This is a genomic window from Micromonospora sp. WMMD882 (assembly GCF_027497255.1).
Taxonomy (GTDB): domain Bacteria; phylum Actinomycetota; class Actinomycetes; order Mycobacteriales; family Micromonosporaceae; genus Micromonospora.
Genome location: NZ_CP114903.1, coordinates 911,828 through 935,145 on the forward strand (window position 1 = coordinate 911,828; position 23,318 = coordinate 935,145).

General features: G+C 75.9%; 10 protein-coding genes. 8 read left to right on the forward strand and 2 right to left on the reverse strand.

The features are described 5' to 3' along the window. Positions 1-37 precede the first annotated feature (37 nt). The 8 genes from eccCa (at position 38) to O7606_RS03520 (ending at position 17,123) form a co-directional block, all read left to right on the forward strand. The gene (gene eccCa / locus O7606_RS03485) at positions 38-4,000 is read left to right on the forward strand and encodes a type VII secretion protein EccCa (protein ID WP_281597535.1); all 3,963 of its coding nucleotides are present in this window, start codon (positions 38-40) and stop codon (positions 3,998-4,000) included. Between the two features lie 13 nt (positions 4,001-4,013). Next, positions 4,014-5,411, forward strand: coding sequence for a type VII secretion integral membrane protein EccD (gene eccD, locus O7606_RS03490; protein WP_281597536.1), 1,398 nt, complete (start codon positions 4,014-4,016; stop codon positions 5,409-5,411). A gap of 5 nt (positions 5,412-5,416) precedes the next feature. Beyond that, entirely contained in the window at positions 5,417-6,772 is a 1,356-nt protein-coding gene (eccB, locus tag O7606_RS03495) for a type VII secretion protein EccB (protein WP_281597537.1), read from the forward strand. Positions 6,773-6,774: 2 nt separating this feature from the next. Further along, on the forward strand, positions 6,775-9,414 hold the full coding sequence (locus tag O7606_RS03500; RefSeq protein WP_281597538.1) for a hypothetical protein: 2,640 nt from the start codon (positions 6,775-6,777) through the stop codon (positions 9,412-9,414). Between the two features lie 7 nt (positions 9,415-9,421). Beyond that, entirely contained in the window at positions 9,422-12,748 is a 3,327-nt protein-coding gene (locus O7606_RS03505; RefSeq protein WP_281597539.1) for a right-handed parallel beta-helix repeat-containing protein, read from the forward strand. Between the two features lie 11 nt (positions 12,749-12,759). Next, positions 12,760-13,071 (forward strand): YbaB/EbfC family nucleoid-associated protein, encoded by a 312-nt coding sequence (locus O7606_RS03510; RefSeq protein WP_281597540.1) that lies wholly within the window; start codon positions 12,760-12,762, stop codon positions 13,069-13,071. A 136-nt stretch (positions 13,072-13,207) separates the two neighbouring features. Next, entirely contained in the window at positions 13,208-15,409 is a 2,202-nt protein-coding gene (locus tag O7606_RS03515; RefSeq protein ID WP_281597541.1) for a hypothetical protein, read from the forward strand. A gap of 97 nt (positions 15,410-15,506) precedes the next feature. Further along, positions 15,507-17,123 carry a protein kinase gene (locus tag O7606_RS03520; RefSeq protein WP_281597542.1) on the forward strand — a complete coding sequence of 539 codons (1,617 nt, stop codon included), beginning with the start codon at positions 15,507-15,509 and terminating at the stop codon, positions 17,121-17,123. Between the two features lie 128 nt (positions 17,124-17,251). Here the strand turns inward: O7606_RS03520 and O7606_RS03525 are convergent, their stop codons facing one another. Together O7606_RS03525 and O7606_RS03530 are read right to left on the reverse strand one after the other, a co-directional pair. After that, a complete protein-coding gene (locus O7606_RS03525; protein WP_281597544.1) occupies positions 17,252-20,785 on the reverse strand; it encodes a BTAD domain-containing putative transcriptional regulator in 3,534 nt (1,177 codons plus the stop codon). Between the two features lie 59 nt (positions 20,786-20,844). Beyond that, positions 20,845-23,226 carry an AAA family ATPase gene (locus O7606_RS03530; RefSeq protein ID WP_281597545.1) on the reverse strand — a complete coding sequence of 794 codons (2,382 nt, stop codon included), beginning with the start codon at positions 23,224-23,226 and terminating at the stop codon, positions 20,845-20,847. Positions 23,227-23,318 lie beyond the last annotated feature (92 nt).

Here is a 23,318-nt window from a genome sequence, read left to right on the forward strand (position 1 = left end):
GCCGACGGGCCCGACGGCACGACCGGGGAGCGCCGGCATGAGCACGGTCACCGTCAAGCGTCCGCCCCGGGCCACCGGCCCCGACGCGCCGGACGGGGAGGTGGAGCTGCAGGAGCCGCCGCTGATGGCGGAGGAGGCGCCGCTGGACTTCCGGTCGTTCGTGATGATCGTGCCGATGGGCCTCGGCATGGGCGCGATGATGGCCATGTTCGGCCTCTACAACCGGGCCCCGGTGCTGTACGTGATGGGTGGCGCGATGGCCGTCGGCATGCTGCTCATGGGCGTCGTGCAGATCGGCCGGGCCGCCGCCGACCGGAAACGTCAGATGCGCGGCGAACGCCGCGACTTCCTGCGGTACATCGCCCAACTGCGCCGGCAGGCGCGCGAGGCGGCCGAACAGCAGCGTCAGGCGGTGGTCTGGACCCACCCGCAGCCGGACTGGCTGTGGTCGGTGGCGATGAGCAGCCGACTGTGGGAGCGGCGGCCCAGCCACGACGACTTCGCCCGGGTCCGGATCGGGCTCGGCCGGCAGAACGCGATGCTGCGGTTTCTGCCCCCGCAGACCAAACCGATCGAGGACCTGGAGCCGCTCGCCTCGATCTCGCTGCGCCGCTTCTCCGAGGCGTACCGCACGGTGTCCGGCGTGCCGACGTCGGTGGGGCTGCGCAGCTTCACCAGCGTCGAGTTCGAGGGCGACGCCGACGCGGCCGTCGACCTGGTACGGGCCATGGTGGCCGCCCTGGTGACCCTGCACGCGCCGGACGAGCTGCGGGTGGCCGTGCTCACGCCCGAGGTGCACCGTGGACCGTGGGACTGGATCAAGTGGCTGCCGCACAACGCGCACCCGACCGCGTTCGACGCGGCCGGCCCGGTCCGGCTGTTCGCCGGCGGCCACGACGAGCTGGTCGACCTGCTCGGCCTGGAGATCGCCGACCGGGGGGACCACGACCGGGAGGCCCGACCGTCGTCCGTGGAGCCGTTCGTGGTGGTCGTCGCGCACCTGGTCGACCTGCCGGACAGCTCCCGGCTGCTCGGCGCGGGCATCCGCAACGTGGTGCTGCTCGACCTCACCGGCCGGATGCCCGGCGGGCCCCGGGTGCTGCGGCTGACCGTGGACGGCGACCGGGTGACGTTCCCCGCCGGGGAGTCCACCGGCTCGGCGACCCGGGACGGGCTCGGTCCCGTCGAGTGCCAGGCGCTGGCCCGGATCATCGCGCCCAAGCGGACCAGCGGCACCCTCGACGTGGCCGAGGAGCCGCTGGAGAGCAGCTTCGAGCTGACCACCCTGCTCGGCATCCGGGACGCGCACACCTTCGACGTCGCGGCGCTGTGGCGGAGCCGGGCGCCGCAACGCAACCGGCTCACCGTGCCCATCGGCGTCACCGAGGGCGGCGAGGTCATCGAGCTGGACCTCAAGGAGTCCGCGCAGGGCGGGATGGGACCGCACGGCCTGCTGATCGGCGCGACCGGCTCCGGCAAGAGCGAGTTGCTGCGTACGCTGGTCTGCGCGCTCGCCGCCACCCACTCCTCGGAGATCCTCAACCTGGTGCTGGTGGACTTCAAGGGCGGCGCGACCTTCCTCGGCATGGAGAAGCTGCCGCACACCTCGGCGGTGATCACCAACCTCGCCGACGAGCTGCCACTGGTCGACCGGATGCAGGACGCCCTCAACGGGGAGCTGACCCGCCGCCAGGAGGTGCTGCGGGCCAGCGGCTACTCCTCGCTGTTCGACTACGAGAAGGCCCGCGCGGCCGGGGCGCACCTGGTGCCGTTCCCGGTGCTGCTGATCATCGTGGACGAGTTCAGCGAGCTGCTGTCCAGCAAGAGCGAGTTCATGGACCTGTTCGTCTCGATCGGCCGGCTCGGCCGGTCCCTCGGGGTGCACCTGCTGCTCGCCTCGCAACGGCTGGACGAGGGCCGGATCAACCGGGTCGAGGGGCACCTGTCGTACCGGCTGGCCCTGCGGACGTTCTCGTCGATGGAGTCCCGGTCGGTGATCGGCGTCGGCAAGGCGTACGAGCTGCCCCCCGAGCCCGGCAACGGGTACCTGAAGGTGGACACCACCAACCTGGTCCGGTTCAAGGCCGCCTACGTGTCCGGGCCGTACCAGGGCAGCCGGTCGTCGGGCGGGCCGGACGACGTGGCGGACCAGGTCGTCGCCGAGGTCGTCCCGTTCACCACCGGTCAGGTGGCGGTCCGGCACGACCCCGGCCGGGCCCGGGCCGCCGACCCGGTGACCGAGACCGAGACCGAGCCGGAGCCGGACGCCGTCGGCGGGCCGAGCCTGGTCGAGGTGCTGCTGGACCGGATCGCCGGCTCCGGCCCGCCGGCCCGCCAGGTGTGGCTGCCGCCGCTGTCCGCCGCGCCCAGCCTGGACACGCTGCTGCCCAGCGTGGTGCCGGACCCGGCGCGGGGCATGACCGTGGACGACCCCGGCCTGCACGGGCGGCTGCGGGTGCCGGTCGGCATCGTCGACCGGCCCGCCGACCAGCTCCGCGAGCTGCTCACCATCGACCTCGGCGGCGCGGACGGGCACATCGGCATCGCCGGGGCCCCGCAGAGCGGCAAGTCCGCGCTGCTGCGCAGCGTCATCCTCGCCCTGGCGCTCACCAACACCCCCCGCGAGGCGCAGTTCTACGGACTCGACTTCGGCGGCGGCGGGCTCGCCTCGATCGCCGGGCTGCCGCACATCGGCTCCATCGCCACCCGGATGGAACGTGACCGGGTGGTCCGGACCATCGAGGAGGTCTGGCAGGTGATGGAGCGCCGCGAGCACGAGTTCGCCAACCGTGGCCTCGACTCGATCGGCGCGTATCTGGCGGCCCGCGCCCGCGGCGACATCGACGACCCGTACGGGCACGTGTTCCTCGTGGTCGACGGCTGGTACACGATGAAGCAGGACTTCGCCGACCTGGAGACCCGCTTCCAGGAGCTGGCCTCCCGGGGGCTGTCGTTCGGCGTCCACGTGATCGTCTCCACCACCCGGTGGTCGGAGCTGCGCACCTGGCTGCGTGACCTGCTCGGCACCCGGTTGGAGCTGCGGCTGGCCGACTCGATGGAGTCCGAGGTCGGGTCCCGCAAGGCGGCCACCGTGCCGCCCCAGCCGGGACGCGGCCTGACCAGCGACGGCCTGCACTTCCTCGCGGCGCTGCCCCGGATGGACGGCAGCTCGTCGGTCGCCGACCTCGCCGAGGCGACCAAGTCCGCGGTGGAGGAGATCGGCACGTTCTGGACCGGGCCGGCGGCGCCGGGCGTGCGGATGCTGCCCACCCAGCTTCCGGTGGAGAGCCTGCCGCTGCCGGAGCCGGCCTTCCGGGTGTGTCTCGGCCGCGACGAGCAACGGCTGGCCCCGGTCTGGCACGACTTCATGACCACCCCGCACCTGCTGGTCCTCGGCGACAGCGAGACCGGCAAGTCGAACCTGCTGCGGCTGGTGCTGCGGGCCATCCAGCAGCGGTACACCCCGGAGCAGGCCAAGGTGGTGCTCGGCGACTCGCGCCGCGACCTGGACACCGCGATCACCGCCGACTACCAGGTCGGGTTCGGGTTCACCGGCGACCGGCTGCACGAGCTGGCCGGGCAGACCGCCATGTCGATGAACCGCCGGATCCCCGGTCAGGACATCTCGTCCGAGCGGATGCGCCGCCGGGACTGGTGGGAGGGGCCGGAGCTGTTCGTCGTCGTCGACGACTACGACCTGATGAACCGCACGCTGGGGCCGGGCTCCGCGCTCGACCCGGTGCTGCCGCTGCTGGCCCAGGGCAGCTACATCGGACTGCACCTGATCGTGGCGCGCAGCACCTCGGGCGCGATGCGGGCCATGATGGACCCGGTCCTGCGCCGGATGTGGGAGCTGGGCACCCCGGCCGCCCTGCTGTCGTACCCGAAGGAAGAGGGCAGGTTCCTCGGTGAGGCCGCGCCGCGCCGACTGCCGCCCGGACGAGCCCAACTGGTCACCCGCCGCGGCGTGAAGCTGATCCAGACCGGGCTCGTCGGATGAGAGAGGACCACCGATGAGCGCCACGCTCAGCGCCGAGCTCTGCCGGATCACCGTGACCGGCCCGGCCCGCCGGGTCGACCTGGCGGTCCCGGCGACCACCACGGTGGCCGCCCTGCTGCCGTTGCTGGTGCGGCAGACCACCGACCCCGGCCCGGCCGCCGACGACGGGGCCTGGGTGCTGCAACGCCTCGGCGAGGCCCCGTTCGACCTGACCGGCACCCCGGAGAGCCTGGACTGGCTCGAAGGCGAGGAGCTGCACCTGCGCCCGGCCGAGGATCCGCTGCCCGAGCTGGACTTCGACGACCTCGCCGACGGCGTCGCCACCGCCGTCAACCGACGGACTGACAGGTGGCAGCCCGAGCACCGCCGGACCCTGTTCCTCCTGCTGTCGGCGGTCACCATGGGCGCGGTCGCCGCCGTGCTCACCGCGCACGGCCCGGCACTGCCCCAGGTCGTGGCGGGCGGTGTGCTGGGCGTCGCGCTGCTGGCCGTGGCCCTGGTCTGCGCCCGCCGGCTCGACGACGACGCGTTCGCGTTGCTCTTCGGCGGCGGCGCGGTCGGCTTCGCGGCCCTGGCCGCGTCCAGCGCCGTCGACGGCGACCCGGAGCGTGTCGCGCCGACCGGCCCGGCGGCGTTGGCCGCCGCCGTCGCCGCGCTCACCGTCGCCGCCGCCCTGCTGCTCGCGCGCCGCGCCGTCGCGCCGCGCCTGCCGGGCCCGCCGTTCCTGGTGGTCGGGGCGACCGGACTGGTCACCACGGTGGTGCTGCTGATGCGCGAGGGCAGCGGCATGACCATGGCCCGGACCGCCGCCGTCGCCGCCGCGCTGCTCGTCGTGGTGGTGGTGCTGGCCCCCCGGGTTGCGGTGAAGCTGGCCCGGCTGCGCGGTCCGCAGCTCCCCAAGACCAGCGAGGACATGTCGTACGACATCGAGCCCGCCCCGTCCGACCAGGTCCACCAGCGCGCCGACGACGCCGACACGTACCTGACCGTGGCGATGTGCACGGCGGCGCTGCTGCTGCCGGCGCTGTTCCAGCTCACCCTGCGGACCCCCGGCTGGGCGGGCTGGAGCCTGGTGCTGGTGGTCGCCAGCGCAGTCCTGTTGCGCGCCCGTACCTTTCTCGGTCTCTGGCAGCGCTGCGCGCTGGTCGCCGCCGGTACGGTCGGCTACCTCATGGTCATCACGACGCTCGCCGACCTGCTGTCGCCCGCCTGGCGGTGGCTGCTGCTCAGCGCCCTCGTCGGGCTGCTGACGCCGCTGGCGTTCGCCGCGCTGCGGCCCTGGCCGCGCCGGATGCTGCCGATCTGGGAGCACACGGCGATGTTCCTGGACGTGGTCACCGGCATCGCCGTGCTGCCGATCCTGGCGCAGGTCCTCGGCGGCTACGCCTGGGCCCGCGGGCTCTTCGGGTAACGGCCGTGCAGACCCAACGGGACCACGTCCACGCCCACAGCTTCATGATGGGCCGGCTCGCCTCGGCCCTCGTCCAGGGCGACCCGACGAGCGCGCAGATCCCCGGGCAGCGGGCGCTGACCGGGCTGCTCGTCGGGATCGTCCTGGTGATCCTGGTCGGTGGCGGCTTCGCCGTCTACGGCTGGCTCGTGCCCGGCGGCAGCACCGCCTACCGGCAGGCCGGGGTGATCCTGGTCGAGAAGGAGACCGGCACCCGGTACGTCTACCGCGACGGCCTGCTGCGCCCGACCCCGAACCTGACCTCGGCGATGCTGGCCCAGGGCCCGTCGGCCACGGTGAAGCTGGTCTCCCGCGAGTCGCTGAAGGACCTTCCCCGTGGCCCGCAGCTCGGCATCGTCGACGCGCCGCAGTCCGTGCCGACCGCCGACGCGCTGGTGGCCGGTCCCTGGCTGGTCTGCCTGCCGGGCTCCGTGGTGGACCGGCCGGGCGCCGGCCTCGGCCTGAACCTCGACCCGGGGGCCCCGGCCACCCCGCTGGCGGAGCGGACGTTCACCGTGGCCCGGGGGCCGGACGGGGACACGTACCTGCTGGTGGGGGCGGAGAAGTTCCCGGTGGCCGACGGGTCGGTGCTGGTCGCGCTGGGCGCGGCCACCGCGCGGCCGGTCGTCGCGCCGGCCGCCTGGCTGGACTGGCTGCCGACCGGCGTCCCGATCGGCCCGGCGCCGATCGCCGGCGCGGGCGCGCCCGGCCCCCGGGTGGGTGGCCGGGTCCACCCGGTGGGGACGCTGTTCCGGCAGCGGCCGGCCGTCGGCGCGGACCAGCTCTTCGTACTCCGCGCGGACGGACTGGCCCCGGTCGACCGGATGGAGTTCGCGCTCGCCGAGGTGCGTCGGGACGCCCCACCGGTGGTCCTGGACGCCGCCGCCGTCGCCGCCGCGCCACGCTCGGCCGACCGTACGCTCACCGGCCGGCTGCCCGACCTCACCGGGTTCCGCTGGCAGGACCCCGCCGGCCAGGTGCTCTGCCTGCGGCAGCGGCCGGCCGGCGAGAAGGCGGTGAGCAGCCGGGTGGTGCTCGCCGGGCGGCCCGTCTCGGGCGTCGGCGACGACGGCGCCACCACCGTGCTGACCAGGCCGGGCGCCGGCCTGACGGTGCGCCCGGCGCCGGCCTCGACGGCCTCGTCCGAGGTGGCGCTGATCTCGGACCAGGGCGTCGTGCACCGGCTCGCCGACGCCGGCACGGTCGCCGCCCTGAAACTCGGCGGGGCGCCCGCCGTCCCGTTCCCGAGGGGCCTGCTGGCGGCGCTGCCGCAGGGCCCCGTGCTCAGCCGTACGGCCGTCAACAGTCCCGCTAGGGGGTAGGCATGGCATCCATCCGAGATCTGCTGCGCGGCGCGCGCGGCGAGTCAGGCGACGTGGTACAGCACACCGTCGGCAACGCGCTCGTCCTGCACCACCGGGACGAGATCAGCGGCGAGGCGCAGTCCCTGGCATTGTCCGTGGTGGCCGACGCCGACAACGACGTGGTGGTGCTGGACCTCGGCAGCGGCATCCCGATCGGCTCCTGGGAGTCGATGGCCGGCGTGCTGCCCCGCCGCCGCCGGGGGATCCGGCTGGTCGCCTGCGGACCGCGGCACGACACGGCCGCCATGGCCGGGCAGTGGTTGTCGGAGCGGCTGAACCGCACCGTCGTCGCCCCCGACGGCGACCTGGTCCGGGGCGCGGCGGGCGCGCTGTTCGTGCACTCGAAGCCGGGCAGCGGCTGGGTGCGGTTCCGGCCCGGCCGGCCACCGGCCTGGGACGCCAAGCGGTACCCGACGCCGACCTGGGACGCCGCCGCCACCGAACGCCGCGCCTCCAGCTCCACCGGGGAGATCGAGCCGCTGCCCGGCGGCGTCTGGGTGCACGACGTACGGACCCCGGAGGTGATCGCCGAGCACCGGGACCGGCTCGTCGCCGACCTGCCGTGCCAACCGGAGACGATGACCGTCCTGCTCGGCTGTCCGGGCACCGCGCCGCTCTCGCTCGACGACGTGGTCCGCTTCTGGCGCGACCTGGACCCGGACAGCCGGTCGCGGGTCCGCTTCGTGCAGTACGGCGAGGTGCGGCTGCCCGAGGGCGAGTCGTTCGGCCAGACCCTCGCCGACCTGCTCGCCACCAACGTGGTCTGTTACCCGGGGGTGCCGGTCGGCGCGCCCGCCCGGCACGAGATCCGGACGGTACGCGCCGACGGTCTCCTGGGTTGGCAGCCGTTCGCCCTGGAGCTCGGCTACTCGCCCCGTGCGCACCCCCAGTCGCGGGCCCGCCGTCCGGTGCTGCTCGGCCACCGTGCTCCGCTGGCCTGGACCGAGGAGATCGCGCCCCGCGTGTACTGGTACGCCCCGGACGCCGTGGTCGAGGTGATCGAGGCCGGGCTGTGGGTCCGCCCGGCCGACGAGCCGGGGAACGCGGAGCGGGTCCGGGCCACGCCGCTGGACCCCGAGACCAACACCATGATCTTCGACGACACCCTGCCGGCGCGGTCGGCCCGGATGCGGGAGCTGGCCACCGACCTGGCCGCCCGGATCGAGCGCAGCGTGGGCCAGGCCAGCGCGCTGCGCCCGGCATCGGCGCTGGCACCGGGGCAGAAGCCGGAGGGCGCCGCGAAGGCGAGCCTGACCGGCGGGCCGGAGCCCCGGGGCGAGGTGGAACGGGCCGAGCCGGCGTTCGGCGTCACCGCTGTTCCGGGGCCGATCGATCTGCGTCCGGCGACTCCGCCCGTACCGGTGACCCCGCTTGACCCGGTGGAGGCCCCGGCCACGCCGGTGGAGGTCCCGGCCGCTGCGGTGGAGGTCCCAGCGACCCCGGTGGAGGTTCCGGCGGCGGTGGAAATCCCGGCCCCGACGGAAATCCCGGCGGCGGTGGAGGTTCCGGCTGCGCCGGCGCAGCCGGCGCCGCTGCTGGCGGAGGTGCCGGCCGTGGTGGACGGGCCCACCGACCCGCCCCGCGCGGCCCGACCGGTAGCGGCCGAACCGCCGGACGGGCCGGTGTCGGCGGGACCGGCGGCGGACGGGCCGTTCTCGGTCCAGCCGACGACGGACGGGCCGGCTCCGGCGGATCCGGTCCGGGAAGGGACGGTCCGGGAGCGGAGTGAGGGGGCGACCGGCAGGCGGCGGGTGGGCGAGGAGCCGGCCGGGGTCCGGCTGCAACCGGTGGCGACGCCGAACGCCTCCGCCCTGCTGCCCCGGCGCGGGCTGGCCGAGGAACGGGCCTGGGTGCGCCGTTCGCTGAGCCGGGACTTCGACGCGATGGCCAGCTCGGTCGCCCGGATCATGTCCGAGCACCCCGGCATGAAGGCCGGAAACGACAGCGCCGACGACGACGTCCTGGTCGACTCGGTGGCCGTCCGGCTGCTGCTGACCCACCGGGGCGTCGGCATCGACGCCGGTCTGCGCGCGGGCGTCAACGGCCCGCACGTTCCGTTGGCCCGCTGCGCGGTGTCCGGCCTCTCCCGGTTGCCGTCCTTCCGCGGCGGCACCGTCGTGCGCGCCTCGCCGAGCGCCGACGAGTGGGGGCTGTACCGGGGGCGTCGCCTGGTCACCGACTGGGGCTTCGTGCCCATGCTGACCGCGCCCTGCGCCGGCCAGGACGGCGACACCGACCTGCTGATCTGGTCGATGACCGCGCGCCGTACCGCCCTGCTGGAGCCGGACGGGGACGAGCACGTCGCGGACCGGGTGGTGTTCCTGCCGGGCACCCACTTCAAGATCCTGGAGGTGGTGGAGCCGGACGGTGACCGTAGGGGCGGCGTGCTGCTCCGCGAGATCGGCGCGAACGAGATCGACGACGACGGTCGGGTCGACCAGAACCGGCTGTCGCTCGACGAACTGGCGGTCACCTCGCTGCGCCGCAGCCTGGACCGGTGGGTGGCCGCCGACGCCCGGCGACGGATCGGCGCCGCCTCGGCAGACCGGTTCGGCGCGTTGCCGGGCCTGCTCCGCCCGCCGGCCACGAGGAAGGGGTGAACCGGTGATGAGCCGACAGGTCCTGACGGTGGGCGGCGGACAGCCCGGCGCGTTCAGCACGATCGGCGCGGCCGTCGCGCAGGCCGAGCCGGGCGCCACCATCACCGTCCACCCCGGCCGGTACGCCGAGAAGCTCGTCGTCGGCAACCGGATCACCATCGCCGCCGGGCCGGGCGGCCCGGTCGAGGTGCACGTGGAGGAGGGCAGCGTCCTGGCCGTCCACGGCGAGGGCGCCCACCTGCGCGGCATCTCCCTGTCGAGCGCCGACCCGAAGCTGGCCGCGGTCGACGTCTACGCCGGGGAGGCCGCCCTGGACGACTGCCGGATCGCCGGCGCCGCCTGGGTGACGCTGCTGGCCCGGTTGCAGGGGACGCTCGCGTTGCGGCACTGCGAGATCCGCTCGTCCGCCGGGGCCGCCGTGGTGGTGACCTCGCCGGGGGCGAGCACGGTGGAGGACACCGTGGTCCGGGACGTCGCCCGGTCGGGGATCGTGGTCAGCGACACGGGCGCGTTGACCCTGCGGCGGTGCACGGTGGAACGGACCGGCGCGAACAGCGTCTGCGTCAACGGGGACGGCCGGCTCGTCGCCGAAGGGTGTGAGATCGTCGGCGCGGGCAAACCGGCGCTCGTGGTGGAGCAGCGCGGACACGCCCGGATCAACAACCTGCGGGTACGGGAGAGCGCCAACGTCGACGTGTTCCTGCGCGGCGAGGTCGACGTGCTCGTCACGGACTCGCAGTTCACCGGGGCGCGGTTCCAGTCCGTGCACGTGACGGACGGGGCCACCCCGACCTTCCGGGGCTGCGCCTTCACCTCGGCCGGGCGCAGCGCCGCGCACGTCACCGGCGGGGCGGAGCCGACGTTCACCGACTGCGTCCTCGCGGACTCCCCGGTCGGGGTGACCGTCGACGCCCGCGGCGCGCCCCGGTTCGAGGAGCTCACCGTGCGGGGCAGCACCGAACACGCGGCGCTGCTGCTCGGGGCCGCCTCGGTGACCGTACGTGGGTTGCGGGTCACCGTCGCCGCCGGCGTCGGGCTGCTGGTCCGGGACGACGCCGCCGTCGACGCGACGGACCTGACTGTCGACGCCGGCAGCGCCGTCGCGCTCGACCTACGGGAGTCGGCGCGCGGCACGATCCGCGACGCCCGGTTCAGCGGTACGGCGGCCAGCGGCGTCGTGGTCGGCTCCGGCGCGACGCTGGCCCTGGAGTCGGCGGTGCTGGACGGGACCGGACTGTGGGCGGCCGACCGCGCGCAGGCGCGGCTGCGGGACACCGAGGTCGTCGACGTCCCGGGCGACGGCCTGCGGGTCGGCGGGTCCGCCACGGTGACCGCCAACCAGGTGCGCGTCCGGCGGGCCCGCCAGGCCGGGGTACGGCTGGAACGCGGCGCCCGGGGCAGCTTCACCGACTGTGAGGTGCTGGAGAGCGGGGCCGCCGGCTTCGACGTGGACACCGCCGAGCCGGTGTCGCTGACCCGATGCGTGGCCCGGGACAGCGGCGGCGAGGACGTCCGCCGGGCCGACGACGCCCACCTGAACGTCACGGGGCTCACCACCGGCCGGACGGCGGGACCGGTGACGCCGGCGCCCCCGGCCGGGCCCGGTCACGGTGGGCAGTCCCCGGCGGACCCGCACGACGACGGTCCCGCCGCCGGGGCGGGGGAGGGCGAGCTGGCCGGGCCGCTGCGGGAGCTGCACGGCCTGATCGGGCTGCACGGGGTGAAGCAGGAGGTCACCGCGCTGATCAACCTGATCAGGATGTCCCAGGTGCGGCAGCGGATGGGTCTGCCCATGCCGCCGATGAGCCGGCACCTGGTCTTCGCCGGGCCGCCCGGCACCGGCAAGACCACCGTCGCGCGGCTCTACGGCGCGGTCCTGGCCGAGCTGGGCATCCTGGCCAAGGGCCACATGATCGAGGCGGCCCGGGCGGACCTGGTCGGCCAGTACATCGGCTCGACCGCGATCAAGACCACCGAGCTGGTCAACCAGGCGATCGGCGGGGTGCTCTTCATCGACGAGGCGTACACGCTGTCGGCCGGCTCGGGCGGCTCCGGGCCGGACTTCGGTCAGGAGGCGATCGACGCCCTGATGAAGATCATGGAGGACCAGCGCGACGAGCTGGTGGTGATCGTCGCGGGGTACTCGGAGCTGATGGAGAAGTTCCTCGCCTCCAACCCGGGGCTGGCCTCCCGGTTCACCCGGACCATCGAGTTCCCGAACTACTCCGTCGAGGAACTGGTCACCATCACCTCGAACCTGTGCCGGAAGCACTACTTCGAGCTGACCGACGACGCGATCGCCGCGCTGACCACGTACTTCGAGCGGATTCCGCGGAACGCGACGTTCGGCAACGGCCGGGTCGCCCGCAAGCTGTTCGAAGCGATGATCAACAACCAGGCGACCCGGCTGGCCGTCACCCCGCCGACCCAGGAAACCCAGATCAACCGGCTCACCGCCGACGACCTCGCCCCCGAGCTGCGCCTGCTCGACGATCTGCCCGTCGAGCAGCCCAGCCGTCCCGACCCGGCCCGGAACCCGGGTGGCGCGATCAACGCCGCCCAGAGCTGGCAGCGCATCTGCCGTCTGGTGGGCGCGCCCGAGCTGCACGACGCCGTCGGCGAGACCCTGCTGCGCCTGTGTGAGCTGCGTAACCGCCGCCGCTCGTACGGCAGGCAGGGCAACGTCCTGCTCTCCGGCGCGCCCGGCAGCGGCCGCAGCGAGCTCGCCCGCCACTACGCCGCCGCCCTGTCCGAACTGGACCTGGTGCCGATCGGCCAGCTCGTGCGGGTGTCGACCGCCGAGCACCTCGCGCCCCAGTGGCCGGGCCAGGCCCCCAGCCTGGTCCGGGCCGCCCTCCAGGACGCCACCGGCGGCGTCCTGCTGGTCGACCACGTCGACGACGGCGTCGGCCAGGAGGTCGTGGCGGCGCTGGCCGCGCAACTGCGGACCGGGGCGGGCGACCCGGTCGTGGTGCTGCTCGCCGAGCCGGACGCGCTGACCGGTCTACGCGCCTCGGTGCCCGACCTCGCCGAGGCTTTCGGACCGCGCTGGAGCGTTCCCGAGCTGGGCGTCGCCGAACTCGCCGAGGTCGTGGCCCGGCACCTGGTCCGGCGCGGGCACGAGGTCCCCGACGACGTGCGGGCCGCGCTGGCCGAGCTGGTGACGCGGCTGCCCGAGCGTACGGTCCGCGCCGCCCATCTGCTCTCCCGGAGCCTGAGCCGGGCCACCGGGTCCCGCACCCTCGCGCTGGCCGACCTGCACGGGCTGGCCAGCCGCACCGACCCGGCCGCCACGGCGGACCGCCACGTCGGCGGCCTCGCCGCGGTCGGCTGAGAGGAGCCGACATGACCAGGCGGACGCCACCCACCCTCGCCGACATGATCGAGGCCGGGCGGGCCTACGAGCAGCGACTGCGCGGCGCGCAGGCCAGCCTCGAAGCCGCGCTGGTGACCGGCCGGTCCACGGACGGCGTCGTCGTCGTGCTCGCCACCGGCCTCGGCCGGCTGCGGGCCGTCCAGGTCAGCCCGACCGTGTTCGACAACCGCGACGTGACGGCCCTGCAGGACGCGATCGCCCAGGCGGTCCGGGCCGCCGCCGCCAACGCCGCCGCGCTCTCCGCCGAGAAGATGGGCCCGATCGAGATCAACCTGCACTGACGGCGCGGCCGGGCAGCCGGCCCGGTAGGGCCGGGCAGACCACCGGCGACGCCCTTCCGGGCGGGCGTGCGTCTCTGGTGGACTGCGGCCACGCCGCCCGGCCCGGGGCGTCGCGCGTCCGAGGGGGACAGGTCGAGTGCGAACGAGGCAGGCGCCACCCGGCCCCGGGCCGGCGGTCTTCCGGCACACCGTCGGCAACGCGCTGGTCCTGCACGTAGGGGAGCGGATCAGCGCGGCGGCCCGGTCGCTGGCGTTGGCGATCGCCGCCGACCCCGACCACGACATCGTCGTGCTCGACCTGCACGACGACCTGCCGGCCGGCGTCTGGGCGTCGCTCGCCGCCGTGCTGAACAGGCCCCGGCGCGGTATCCGGCTCGTGGTGTGCGGAGTGCCCGCCGACACCGCGGCCCTCGCCGCGCAGTGGCTCTGCGACCGGCTGCGCCGGCCGGTCGTCACACCGCACGGACGGCCGATCCGCACGGCGAGCGGCACGCTGTTCGCGGTTGCCGCGTCGGGTGGCGGCTGGGTCCGCTACCGGCCGCGCCGGCAGCCCGTCCGGGAGTCCACCCGCTATCCCGCGCCGGCCTGGGACACGGCCGCCGCGCGGTTCACGCCGACCAGCGCGACGGGCGCCGTCGAGCCCATCCCCGCCGGCGTCTGGATCCGGGACAGCCGCGACCCGGGCGTGGTCGGCAGCCGCTGGCCCTGGCTGGCCGCCGCGGTGCCCTGCCAACCCGAGGCGATGACCGTCGTGCTCGGTTGCCCCGGCACGCCGCCCCTGGCCGTCGACGACGTGGCCCGCTTCTGGCGCGGGCTCGACCCGGACGGCCGGCGGCACGCCCGGTTCGTCCAGTACGGGCCGGTCCAGTCGTCCGCCGGGGAGCTGCTGGGCCAGCGTCTCGCCGACGTGCTGGCGTCACCCGTGGTGTGCCTCACCGGCATCCCCGTCGGCCGACCCGACCGGCCGGAGCTGCGCACCGTCACCGCCGACGGCCGCCTCGGCTGGCAGCCCCTCGTCCGGGAGCTCGCCTTCACGCCGCGCGCCGCCCCCGCCGCGGCGGCCGTACCGCCCCGGATCCTGAGCCACCAGGCGCCGGCGCTGCTCGGCGACCCGGTCGGCCCGCTGACCTACCGCTACGCCCGGGACGCGGTCGTCGAGATCGTCCAGTCCGGGCTGTGGATCCGCGCCGCCGGGACGCCGCGTCACGCCGTACGCGTCCGCGCCCACCCGGCCGACCCGGACCGGCACGCCCTCATCGTCGACGACACGTTCCCGGCCCGGGTACGACGTTTCCGTGAGCTCGCCGAGGACCTGGCCGCCCGCCTGGACCCGGCCACCCGCGCGCGCAGCGTGCTGCGCCTCGCGTCGGCGGTGGCCACCGGCCCCGGGTGGCCCGCCGGCGACGTGGACGGCGACCCGGACGACGCCCTGACGTACCGGTTCACGGCCGCCGACCTGGCCCTCGACGAGGTGGCCCCGGACGACCTGGCCCGCGACGACGTGACCTTGGGCGCCCTGGCCCGCGACGACGTGGTCCGTGTCGCGCCGTCGCTCGGAGCAGGACCACCGGCGGGTGCGGCGCCGACCCGTCCACCGGCCCCCGCCCCGCCGGACGGACTCGACGCCGCGCGTGCCTGGCTGCGGCAGCGGTTCGGTACGGAGTTCGACACCGCCGCCAGCGCCATCTCCCGGCTGGTCGCCGAGCACCCCCCGCTGCGGGACGGCGACGAGCCGGTGACCGACGCGGTCGCCGTGCGGCTCTACCTGTCCGCCGCGGGACGGGCCGTGGACCGGGCCCTGCGCTCCGACCCGGACGCGGACGACGGCGCGCTGCTGTTCGCCAGGTGCGTGCTGGCCGGCGCGGGGCGGCTGCCGGCCCACCGGGGCGCCACCTGGCTGTCGGCCGACCTGTCCGCCGCCGAGCTGCGTGGGATCGCCGCTCGGCGGGTGCTCACCGAACCGGGATTCACCCACGCGCTCACCGAGCCGCCGGTGACCGCTGCCGGCAACGTCGACGTGCTGCTGTGGTCGATGACCGCCCGCCTGACCCGCCTGCTGGAGCCGGTGGGCGAGCAGCACGTCGACCACCGGGTGATCTTCCTGCCCGGCGTCCGGTTCGTGGTGCTGGAGGTGACGGCGCCGGGGCGGGACCGGCCCGGTCGGGTGCTGCTGCGGGAGTTGGCCGCCGACGAGCCGGCCCGGCATCCCGGCCCGTTCGACGCGCTCGCCTCGACGTCCCTGCTGCGCAGCCTCGACCGGTGGACGGCGACGGGCCGGCGCAGCCGGGTCGGTCCGGCGGCGGCGGCCCGCTTCACCCGCCTGCCGGGTCTGGTCTGATCCCGGCGCCGCCCCGTCCGCCGCACGGCGGGCGGTGTGGCAGGGCGTACCGGATGCCGGCGTCGACGCCCCGGACCGTCTCGTCTAGAAAGGAGGCATGATCGACACCGCGTACCGTGTGAGCCCGCTGCGCTCGACCGACCCCGAGCGGCTGGGCGGTTACCTGCTCGTCGGTCGGCTCGGCGTGGGCGGTATGGGGGTGGTCTACCTCGCGGAGAGCGAGGACGGCAGCTACGTCGCGATCAAGCTCATCCACCCGGACCTCGCCGCCGATCCCGAGTTCGGCGGGCGGTTCCGCGGCGAGGTGGAGCGGGCCCGGCAGGTGCCGCCGTTCTGCACCGCCGAGTTCCTCGACGCCGACCTCGACCACGACCCGCCGTACCTGGTCGTCGAGTACATCGACGGCCCCAGCCTGGACGAGGTCGTCGCCGAGCGTGGGCCGCTGCGCGGCGGCGCGTTGCACTCGCTGGCGGTGGGCGTGGCCACCGCGCTGACCGGCATCCACGGCGCGGGCATCATCCACCGCGATCTGAAACCGGGCAACGTCCTGCTGGCCCCGGGCAGCCCCAAGGTGATCGACTTCGGGATCGCCCGCCCGTTCGAGATCACCAACCGGCACACCCGTACCGACGTCCTGGTGGGCACGGTGGCCTACATGGCGCCGGAGCGGTTCTCCGACCAGACGGATTCGCCGGTCACCGCCGCCGCCGACGTGTTCGCCTGGGGCTGCGTGATCACCTTCGCCGGCACCGGGCGGACACCGTTCAGCGGTGACTCGCCGGCCGCGACCGCGGCCCGCATCCTGACCCAACCGCCCAGACTGGACGGACTCCCGGAAGCCCTGCGGGAGCCGGTACGGCGGGCCCTGGCACGGGACCCCGCCGACCGGCCGACCGCGCCGGACCTGCTCGCCATGCTGCTGGAACACCAGCCCACGTCCCCTCCGGCGCGCCCCGGGCGGCAGCCCTCGCCGGAACCCGGGCGGCGGTCTCCGGCGGGCACCGGGCGGCCCGACCGGGCGGCCCGCCGCAGGAGGGCGTCGCTGGCCGCGTTGGCGCTGCTCCCGCTGGTCGCCGGGGTGACGGTCGCGGTCCTGGCCACGAACGGCGAGGACGACCCCGGGCCGGGCGCCGCCCCGCCCGTGGCGTCGGCCGGTCCGTCGCTGCCGGTGGGCGTGACGCCCACCCCGTCGTCCGGCGCGCGGCGGACGCCCCGGCCCACGCCCTCGTCCCCGGCGGGGCAGCCGGGTCGACCGGCGACCACGTCGGCCGACCCCGCCCCGTCCCCGACGACGTCACCCGCCCGGACCCAGGCCTCCGCGAACCCGTCCGGGCGGAACCTGGCCCTCGGCCGGCCCGCCCGGGCGTCCAGCGAGGAGGGTGGCGCGCGGATCGCCTCCTACGCCGTCGACGGCGACCCCGAAAGCCGGTGGGGCAGCCAGTTCAGCGACCCCCAGTGGCTGAGCGTGGACCTCGGCGGGCTGTGGCGGATCAGCGAGGTCGTGCTGCGCTGGCAGCGATCCCACGCCGCCACGTACCGGGTGGACGTCTCCCCGGACGGCCAGCGGTGGACGACGGTGTACGAGACCTCGACCGGCGAGGGCGGGGTGGTGCACGTCGCCACCGGCGACGTCGCCGGCCGGTACGTCCGGATGTACGGCACGCGGCGCGGCGGGTCCTACGGCTACTCCCTCTGGGAGCTGGAGGTGCGCTGAGCCGCCACGTATCCAGGAGAGCGCGCTGTCCGCCGCCGGCGACCGCCCCACTTCACCGAAACGAAGTCGATCAGCGAGGCGGAGCGGGCCGAGCGCGCGGGCGCGGTCGAGCGCCGGAGCGGGGGCGACTACGGGTCCGCCCGGCCGGCCAGTGCCCGGGAGGGCGACGGATCGACCCCGTACCCGGCCAGCCGGCGGGTGAGCCGGCGCAGGTCCCAGCGGGCGCCGAGGACGGCGTACCGCTGCGCCGCCTCACCTCCGGCCCGGGCCGCCTCGTGCGGACGCCGGCGGGCCGCGAGCAGCACCGCCGCGTCCTCCAGCGCCGCGGCCAGCTCCGTCACCCGCCCCACCGCCCGGTAGCGCGCCGCCGCGGCCAGCGCGGGCTCCGGATCGCCGGTGAGCAGCGCCCGGCAACGCTGCGCGGCCGGACGCGCCCGCGCGGCCCGCACCTCCCGCGCCGCCTCGTCGGCGCAGACCGCCGCCGCCCGTTCGGCCAGGTCACGCTGTCCCACCCGCAGCGCGAGGCGGACGACGTCGGGCAGCCACTGGTGCCGCAGCATCACCGGGGCGTACTCGGGCGTCAGCAGCGGGTCGAGCAGGTGCAGGGCGCGCTCCGGACGGCCCTGCCGTTCGGCGACGAGCGCCCGGGCGACCAGCAGGAAGTCGCCGCACTCCCGCTCGGCTTCGGTGGCCGGCCACAGCTCGGGCGCGTCGAGGTGCCCACCGGCCAGGACGTCGTCGTCGCGGCGCGCCGCGACCAGCGCGGCCACCCCGTGCAGCAGGGCGGCCACCGCGGCCGGCTCCCGCATCCCGAGCAGGGTGGCGCCGGGCAGGTCGTCGGTGACCGCGCCGACCACCGACAACACGTCATCCCACCGGCCCGACCAGTAGTGGCCCACCGCCGAGGCGACGTGCAGCCCGGACGGCAGCCGGTGCCGCAGCGCGAACAGCGCCGCCTCCCGGAGCGTCCGCTCGGCCTCCTCCGGCCGGTCCAGGTTCTGCAACGTGAACACCCGGTTGTCCAGCAGGTCCAGGTACAAGCCGGCGAAGGCCGGATGGTCGCGCATGACGTCCAGGGCGCGGTCCACGTGCTTCAACGCCCGTTCGTGATCGCGGCGCACCGTGTTAGTCAACCAGGTGACGCGCAGCGCGAACACCGCGTCGTACGGCTGGTTCGCGGCAAGCGCCACGGCGTGGGCCGCCGCCGCCGTCCGGTCCGCCCGGTCCAGGTCGTCGAGCGGGCCCCTGAGGAACGTGGCCAGCAGCATCCGGTGCCGGTTCCGCCAGAAGCCGGGCACACCGGGCTCCGCCAGCGCCTCCCGGAGGATGTCGAGCGCCGCCGCCACGTCACCGGCGCGGTGGGTCAGCAGGGCCAGCAGGTGGCGTATCTCGGCGCGGTCGGCGGGGTCGACGGCGAGCCGCAGCGCCTCCCGGGCCTCGTCCAGCGGCTGCCGTTCGTCCCGGAAGTCCAGCCGGACCAGCGCGACCAGCAGCCGGACCCGTTCCTGCGGGGTGGTCAGGTCGGCGGCGAGCACCCGGCGCAGCAGCGTGCCGGCGACCCGCGGCGCCCGGCGGGCCAGCGTGCCGTGCCGGGCGACCAGCCAGGACGTCACCCAGTGGTCCACCGCGGATGGGGCCGCGAGGAGCTGCTCGGCCACCCGGCCCACCGGGCTGCCGCCGTCGGCCAGCACCTCGGCGGTGTGCCGGTGCAGCGCCGCCCGGGCCGCCGCCGGGATGCTGTCGTAGAGCACCTGCCGCAGCAGCGGGTGCCGGAAGGCCAGGTCGGTGTCGACGTCCACGACGACCCGGGCGGCGAGCGCCTCCTCCAGGCTGGCCACCAGGTCTACCGGGGAGCGGCCGGTCACCGCCCGGACGTCCTCGACGGAGAACCGGACGCCGAGCAGCGCCGCCGTCCGGAGCACCTCCTGGGCGTCGGCCGACAGCGGGTCCATGGTGGCGCGGATCGTGGCGAGGAGCGTGCGGGGCGCCTCGATCCGCGCCGGGTCGGAGATGTCGGCCACCCCGTCGACCACCCGGATCTCGCCCCGGCGCAGCAGCGCGGCGGTCAGCTCGTGGGCGTAGCGGGGATTGCCCGCCGAGACCACGACCACCTCGGCCAGGTTCGGTCCCAGGGGCGCGCCCACCAGGTCGGTCACCAGACGCTCGACCACCTCCGCCGGTAGGGCGTCCAGGGGCAGCAGGTGTCCCCGCCGGCCGGCGACGGCGCGTCGCAGCCTACCCAGCTCCGGGTCGTTGGGCTCCGGTCGGGCCGCCGCGACCAGCAGCAACGGCAACCGCCGGGTGGCCGCTACCAGCCGTTCCCAGCACGGCGCCCCGGACGGGTCGGCGGTGGGCAGGCCGTCCACGACCAGCAGCAGGGGAGCGGTGGCACAGACCTCCCGCACCCGGGCCAGCACCAGGTCGGTCGTCGCCGCCACGGCGCTGTCGTCGGACCGGCCCGGCCCGCTGCCGGCGTGGTCGACGGGCAGCTCCAGGGCCCGCGTCAGCGCCGGCAGCGGAACGTGCCGGTCCTCGTCCCGGACGGCGCCCCGGGCGACCTGGCAACCGGAGGCGGCGGCGTCGGCGAACGCGGCGGCGAGCAACGCGCTCTTGCCGATGCCGGCCTCGCCCTCGACCCAGACCGCCGTGCCCTGACCAGCGGCGAGCGCCGTGAGCAGACCGCGCAGCCGGCGCGCCTCCTCGCCCCGGCCCGGCAGCGGCTCCGACGCGGGGTCCGCATGCCCCGGTCGGCCCTCCCGCGCCGGCCGGGCCGGGCGGCCACCGCTGTCCAGCGCGTCGGCCCGCCCATCCCGACCGCCGCCGGTGGCGGCCCGCCCACCGCGACTGTCGAGTGCGTCGGCCCGCCCACCGCGACTGTCGAGTGCGTCGGCCCCGTCATCCCGGCCGCCGCGGGCGTCGGCCGTGGCGGCGACGATCCCGTACAGGCGGGTGAGGCCGGCGGCGGGCTCGACCCCGAGCTCGGATCGCAACGACTCCCGGACCCGGTGGTAGACGCCCAGCGCCTCCCGGTGCCGACCACGGCGGTACAGCGCCAACATCAGCAACTCGTGCAGGGGCTCGTGCAGGGGATGGTCGCGGACCAGTCCGACCAGGTCGGCCAGCACCCCGTCGTCCCCCAGCTCGATCAGGGTCCGGGCGCGCTGCTCGACGGCGTCGAGCTGCGACCGGGCCAGCCGGGTCCGTTCGGCGTCGAGACGGTGACCGGCGAGCCCGGCGTACGCCTCGCCGTGCCACAGGCCCAGCGCCTCGTCGAGCCGAGCCACGGCGGTGACGTGGTCACCGCCCCCACGCAGCCGGGCCGCCTCGGCGCAGAGCGTCGCGAACCGTTCGCTGTCCAGGTCCTCCGGGCGTAACCGCAGCGCGTAACCGGCTGGCCCGGAGGTCAGCGCTCCGCGTCCCAGACTGCGCCGCAGCCCCGAGACGTAGGTGTAGAGGTTCCCGGTGGCCGTGGGCGGCGGCGTCGGACCCCAGACCCCCGCGACCAGGTCGTCCCGCCCGACGTCCCGCCCGACGGCCATGGCGAGCAGCGCGAAGAGGACCCGCTGCCGGGTCGGGCCCAGCGGCAGCTCGCGGTCACCGTGCCACGCCCGGACCGGGCCCAGGACCGACACCCGCAGCCGGTCGTCCGGTGTCGTCGGCATCGACCCTCCCAAGGTGGCGCGGAACAGGACACTGCGTGGTACGGAAAGCGGCACGCCGGTCAGGAGGCGGCGGTCGTCCCGCCGCCGAGGAGCGCCGACCGGGACAGGCGCGGCTCGGTCGGGTTACCCGGCAGGTGCCGCCGTACCTGGTCGAGCAGTGTCCGCAGCCGGCCGGCCCAGCGGGGCGTGATGCGGCGCTCGCGCAACGCCACCCGGGCTATCTCCGCCGCGGTCTCGTACTCACCCCGCCGCTCGTGGCTGTACGCCGCGATCCACCGCATCTCACCCTCCAGGTCCGGCTCGTCGGTGCGGGCGGCGACCCAGCCCGCCTCGACCGCGGCGTGGTGGCCCTGACCGAGCAGCAGCCGGGCCAGCCAGGCGGTGAGCCGCAGCCGCAGGGCGGGGTCGAGGGTGTGCTGGGCGTGCGCCCGGCACAACGCGGCGATGCCGACGTGCGGCGCCGACGCGGCGATCCGCTCGACGTGCTCTACCAGCCAGCCGCCGAGGCGGTCGTCGAACGGCACGTCCCCGGCGAGCAGCAACGCCACCACCCGTTCGGGGGCGGCGTCGGCGGCGGCGATCCGTCTGGCGTACAGGCGGCAGAGGGTGACCCGCAACGCGGGCGGCGTGCTCTCGTGCAGCGTCCGGGCCACGACCCGGTGCCGGAAGCGCAGCCGGTCCCCGTCGGCGAGGATTCCGCCGGCCCGCGCGGGCGCCAGCGTCGCGGTCAGGTCGTCGACGGCGCGTTCGGTGGCGGCCGCCAGCTCGGCCGGGGCGCAGCCGGCCGGCAGGGCCCCGGGCGCCCGCCCCTCGTACGCGTCGAGGAACGCGAGCGCCCGGAGCGCCTGACGGGTGTCCTCGGGGAACGGGGACAGGTGCGCCCCGACCGTGGCGGCCAGCCTGACGTCAGCGCTGTCGACGGTGTCGTCCGACGCGAGGATCCGCAGGTAGTGCGGGTGCCCACCGGCGTCGTCGAGGATCCGGGCCAGGTCCTCCGGCTCGGGCGACTCGGTCGCGACCGCCCGGACCAGGGCGTCGGCCGCGTCGGGCGCCAGCGGGCCGAGGGCGACCACGTCCGCGGCGGACCAGGGCAGCGGCGCGAGGCCGGACCGGACGGCCGCCACCAGCAGCAACGGCACTTCGGTCGAGCGTGCGCCGAGTTCGGCCCAGACCCGCACGGTCGCCGGGTCGGCCCACTGGAGGTCGTCCAGGACGAGGACCAGCGGCGTCTCGGTCGCGACCCGGCGGACCAGCTCGGCAGCCCGCCGCACCAGGTCGGCGTCGGTCCGGCCTGGAGCGTCGGTCCGGCCCGGGGTGTCGGTCGTCTCCGGGGTCCCGGGCGGGTCCGGGGGCTCGGGCGTCTCCGACGCGTCGACCTCGGCGGCCAGCTCCCCGAGCGCACGGCGGGTCGGGGCATCCGCTCCTGCGGACTCGACACAGTCGAGCAGGGCGCCGAGCGGCGTGCGCCGGGCGACCTCGTCGCCGACCGCCCAACCGAGTCGGCCTCCGGCCGGGACGACGGTGGCGCGCAACGCCGCGAGCAGCGTGGACCTGCCGAGGCCGGCCGGACCCTCGACCAGCAGGCTGCCGCCCCGGCCGTCGGCGAGACCGGCCACGGCCTGCCGGAGCCGCCGCAGGGGAGCGTCCCGCCCGAACAGCGGCCCCGTCTCCCGGTCGGCCCGGCCCGGTCCGGTCTCCGTCACCGTCCCACCACCGCCGGCCGGGCCCGTCGCGGTCCCGTCACCGGCACGGGCAGTGCTGCCGGGCCCGTCCGTGACGGTGGCCGGCTGGCCGGCACGCGCGTCCACGTCGGCGAGCCGGGCCCGCAGATCCTCGCGGTGCGGGTACGCCGCCACGAGCTGGCCCAGCACCCGGGCCGCCTCCCCGTGCCGGCCGGCCCCGACCAGCAGGTCGACCTGCCGTTCGGCGGTGAGCAGCCGTAACTCGGTCAGGCGGAGCCGCTGCGCCTCGGCGAACGGGCCGGGGACACCGGCGAGCGCCTCGCCGTGCCACAGCCGGAGCGCGTCCGCCAGGGTGGCCGACTCGGCCCGGGTGTCCCCGGCGGACCGTTGCCGCCGGGCGGTCTCGCGCAGCGACTCGAACCTGAGCACGTCGACGGAGTCCGGGGGAAGCTGGAGCGCGTACGTGCCGCCGCCGGAGCTGAGCAGTCGTCCGGCCGCCCACCGGCCCCGGTTCGGCTCCAACAGTCGGCGCAGGTCGGAGACGTACGTGTAGACGTTGCCGGTCGCGCTTGGTGGCGCGTCCTCGCCCCAGACGGCGGTGACGAGCTGCTCGCGGGAGACGCGACGCCCGTTGTGGAGGGCGAGCACGCAGAGCACGGCCGTCCGGCGGGCCGAACCGATCAGCAGCTCGTCGTCGTCCCGCCTGGCCCGCACCTGCCCCAACAAACGGAGGTCGATCCCCACCTGCTCCGCTGCCATGCGGCTTTCCCTACCCACCGTCCCGGGACGTCATCCGCCGCGCGCCGGCGCAGGCCACCTGCGTCACCGTCGTCGGCGAACCTCATGGCGAA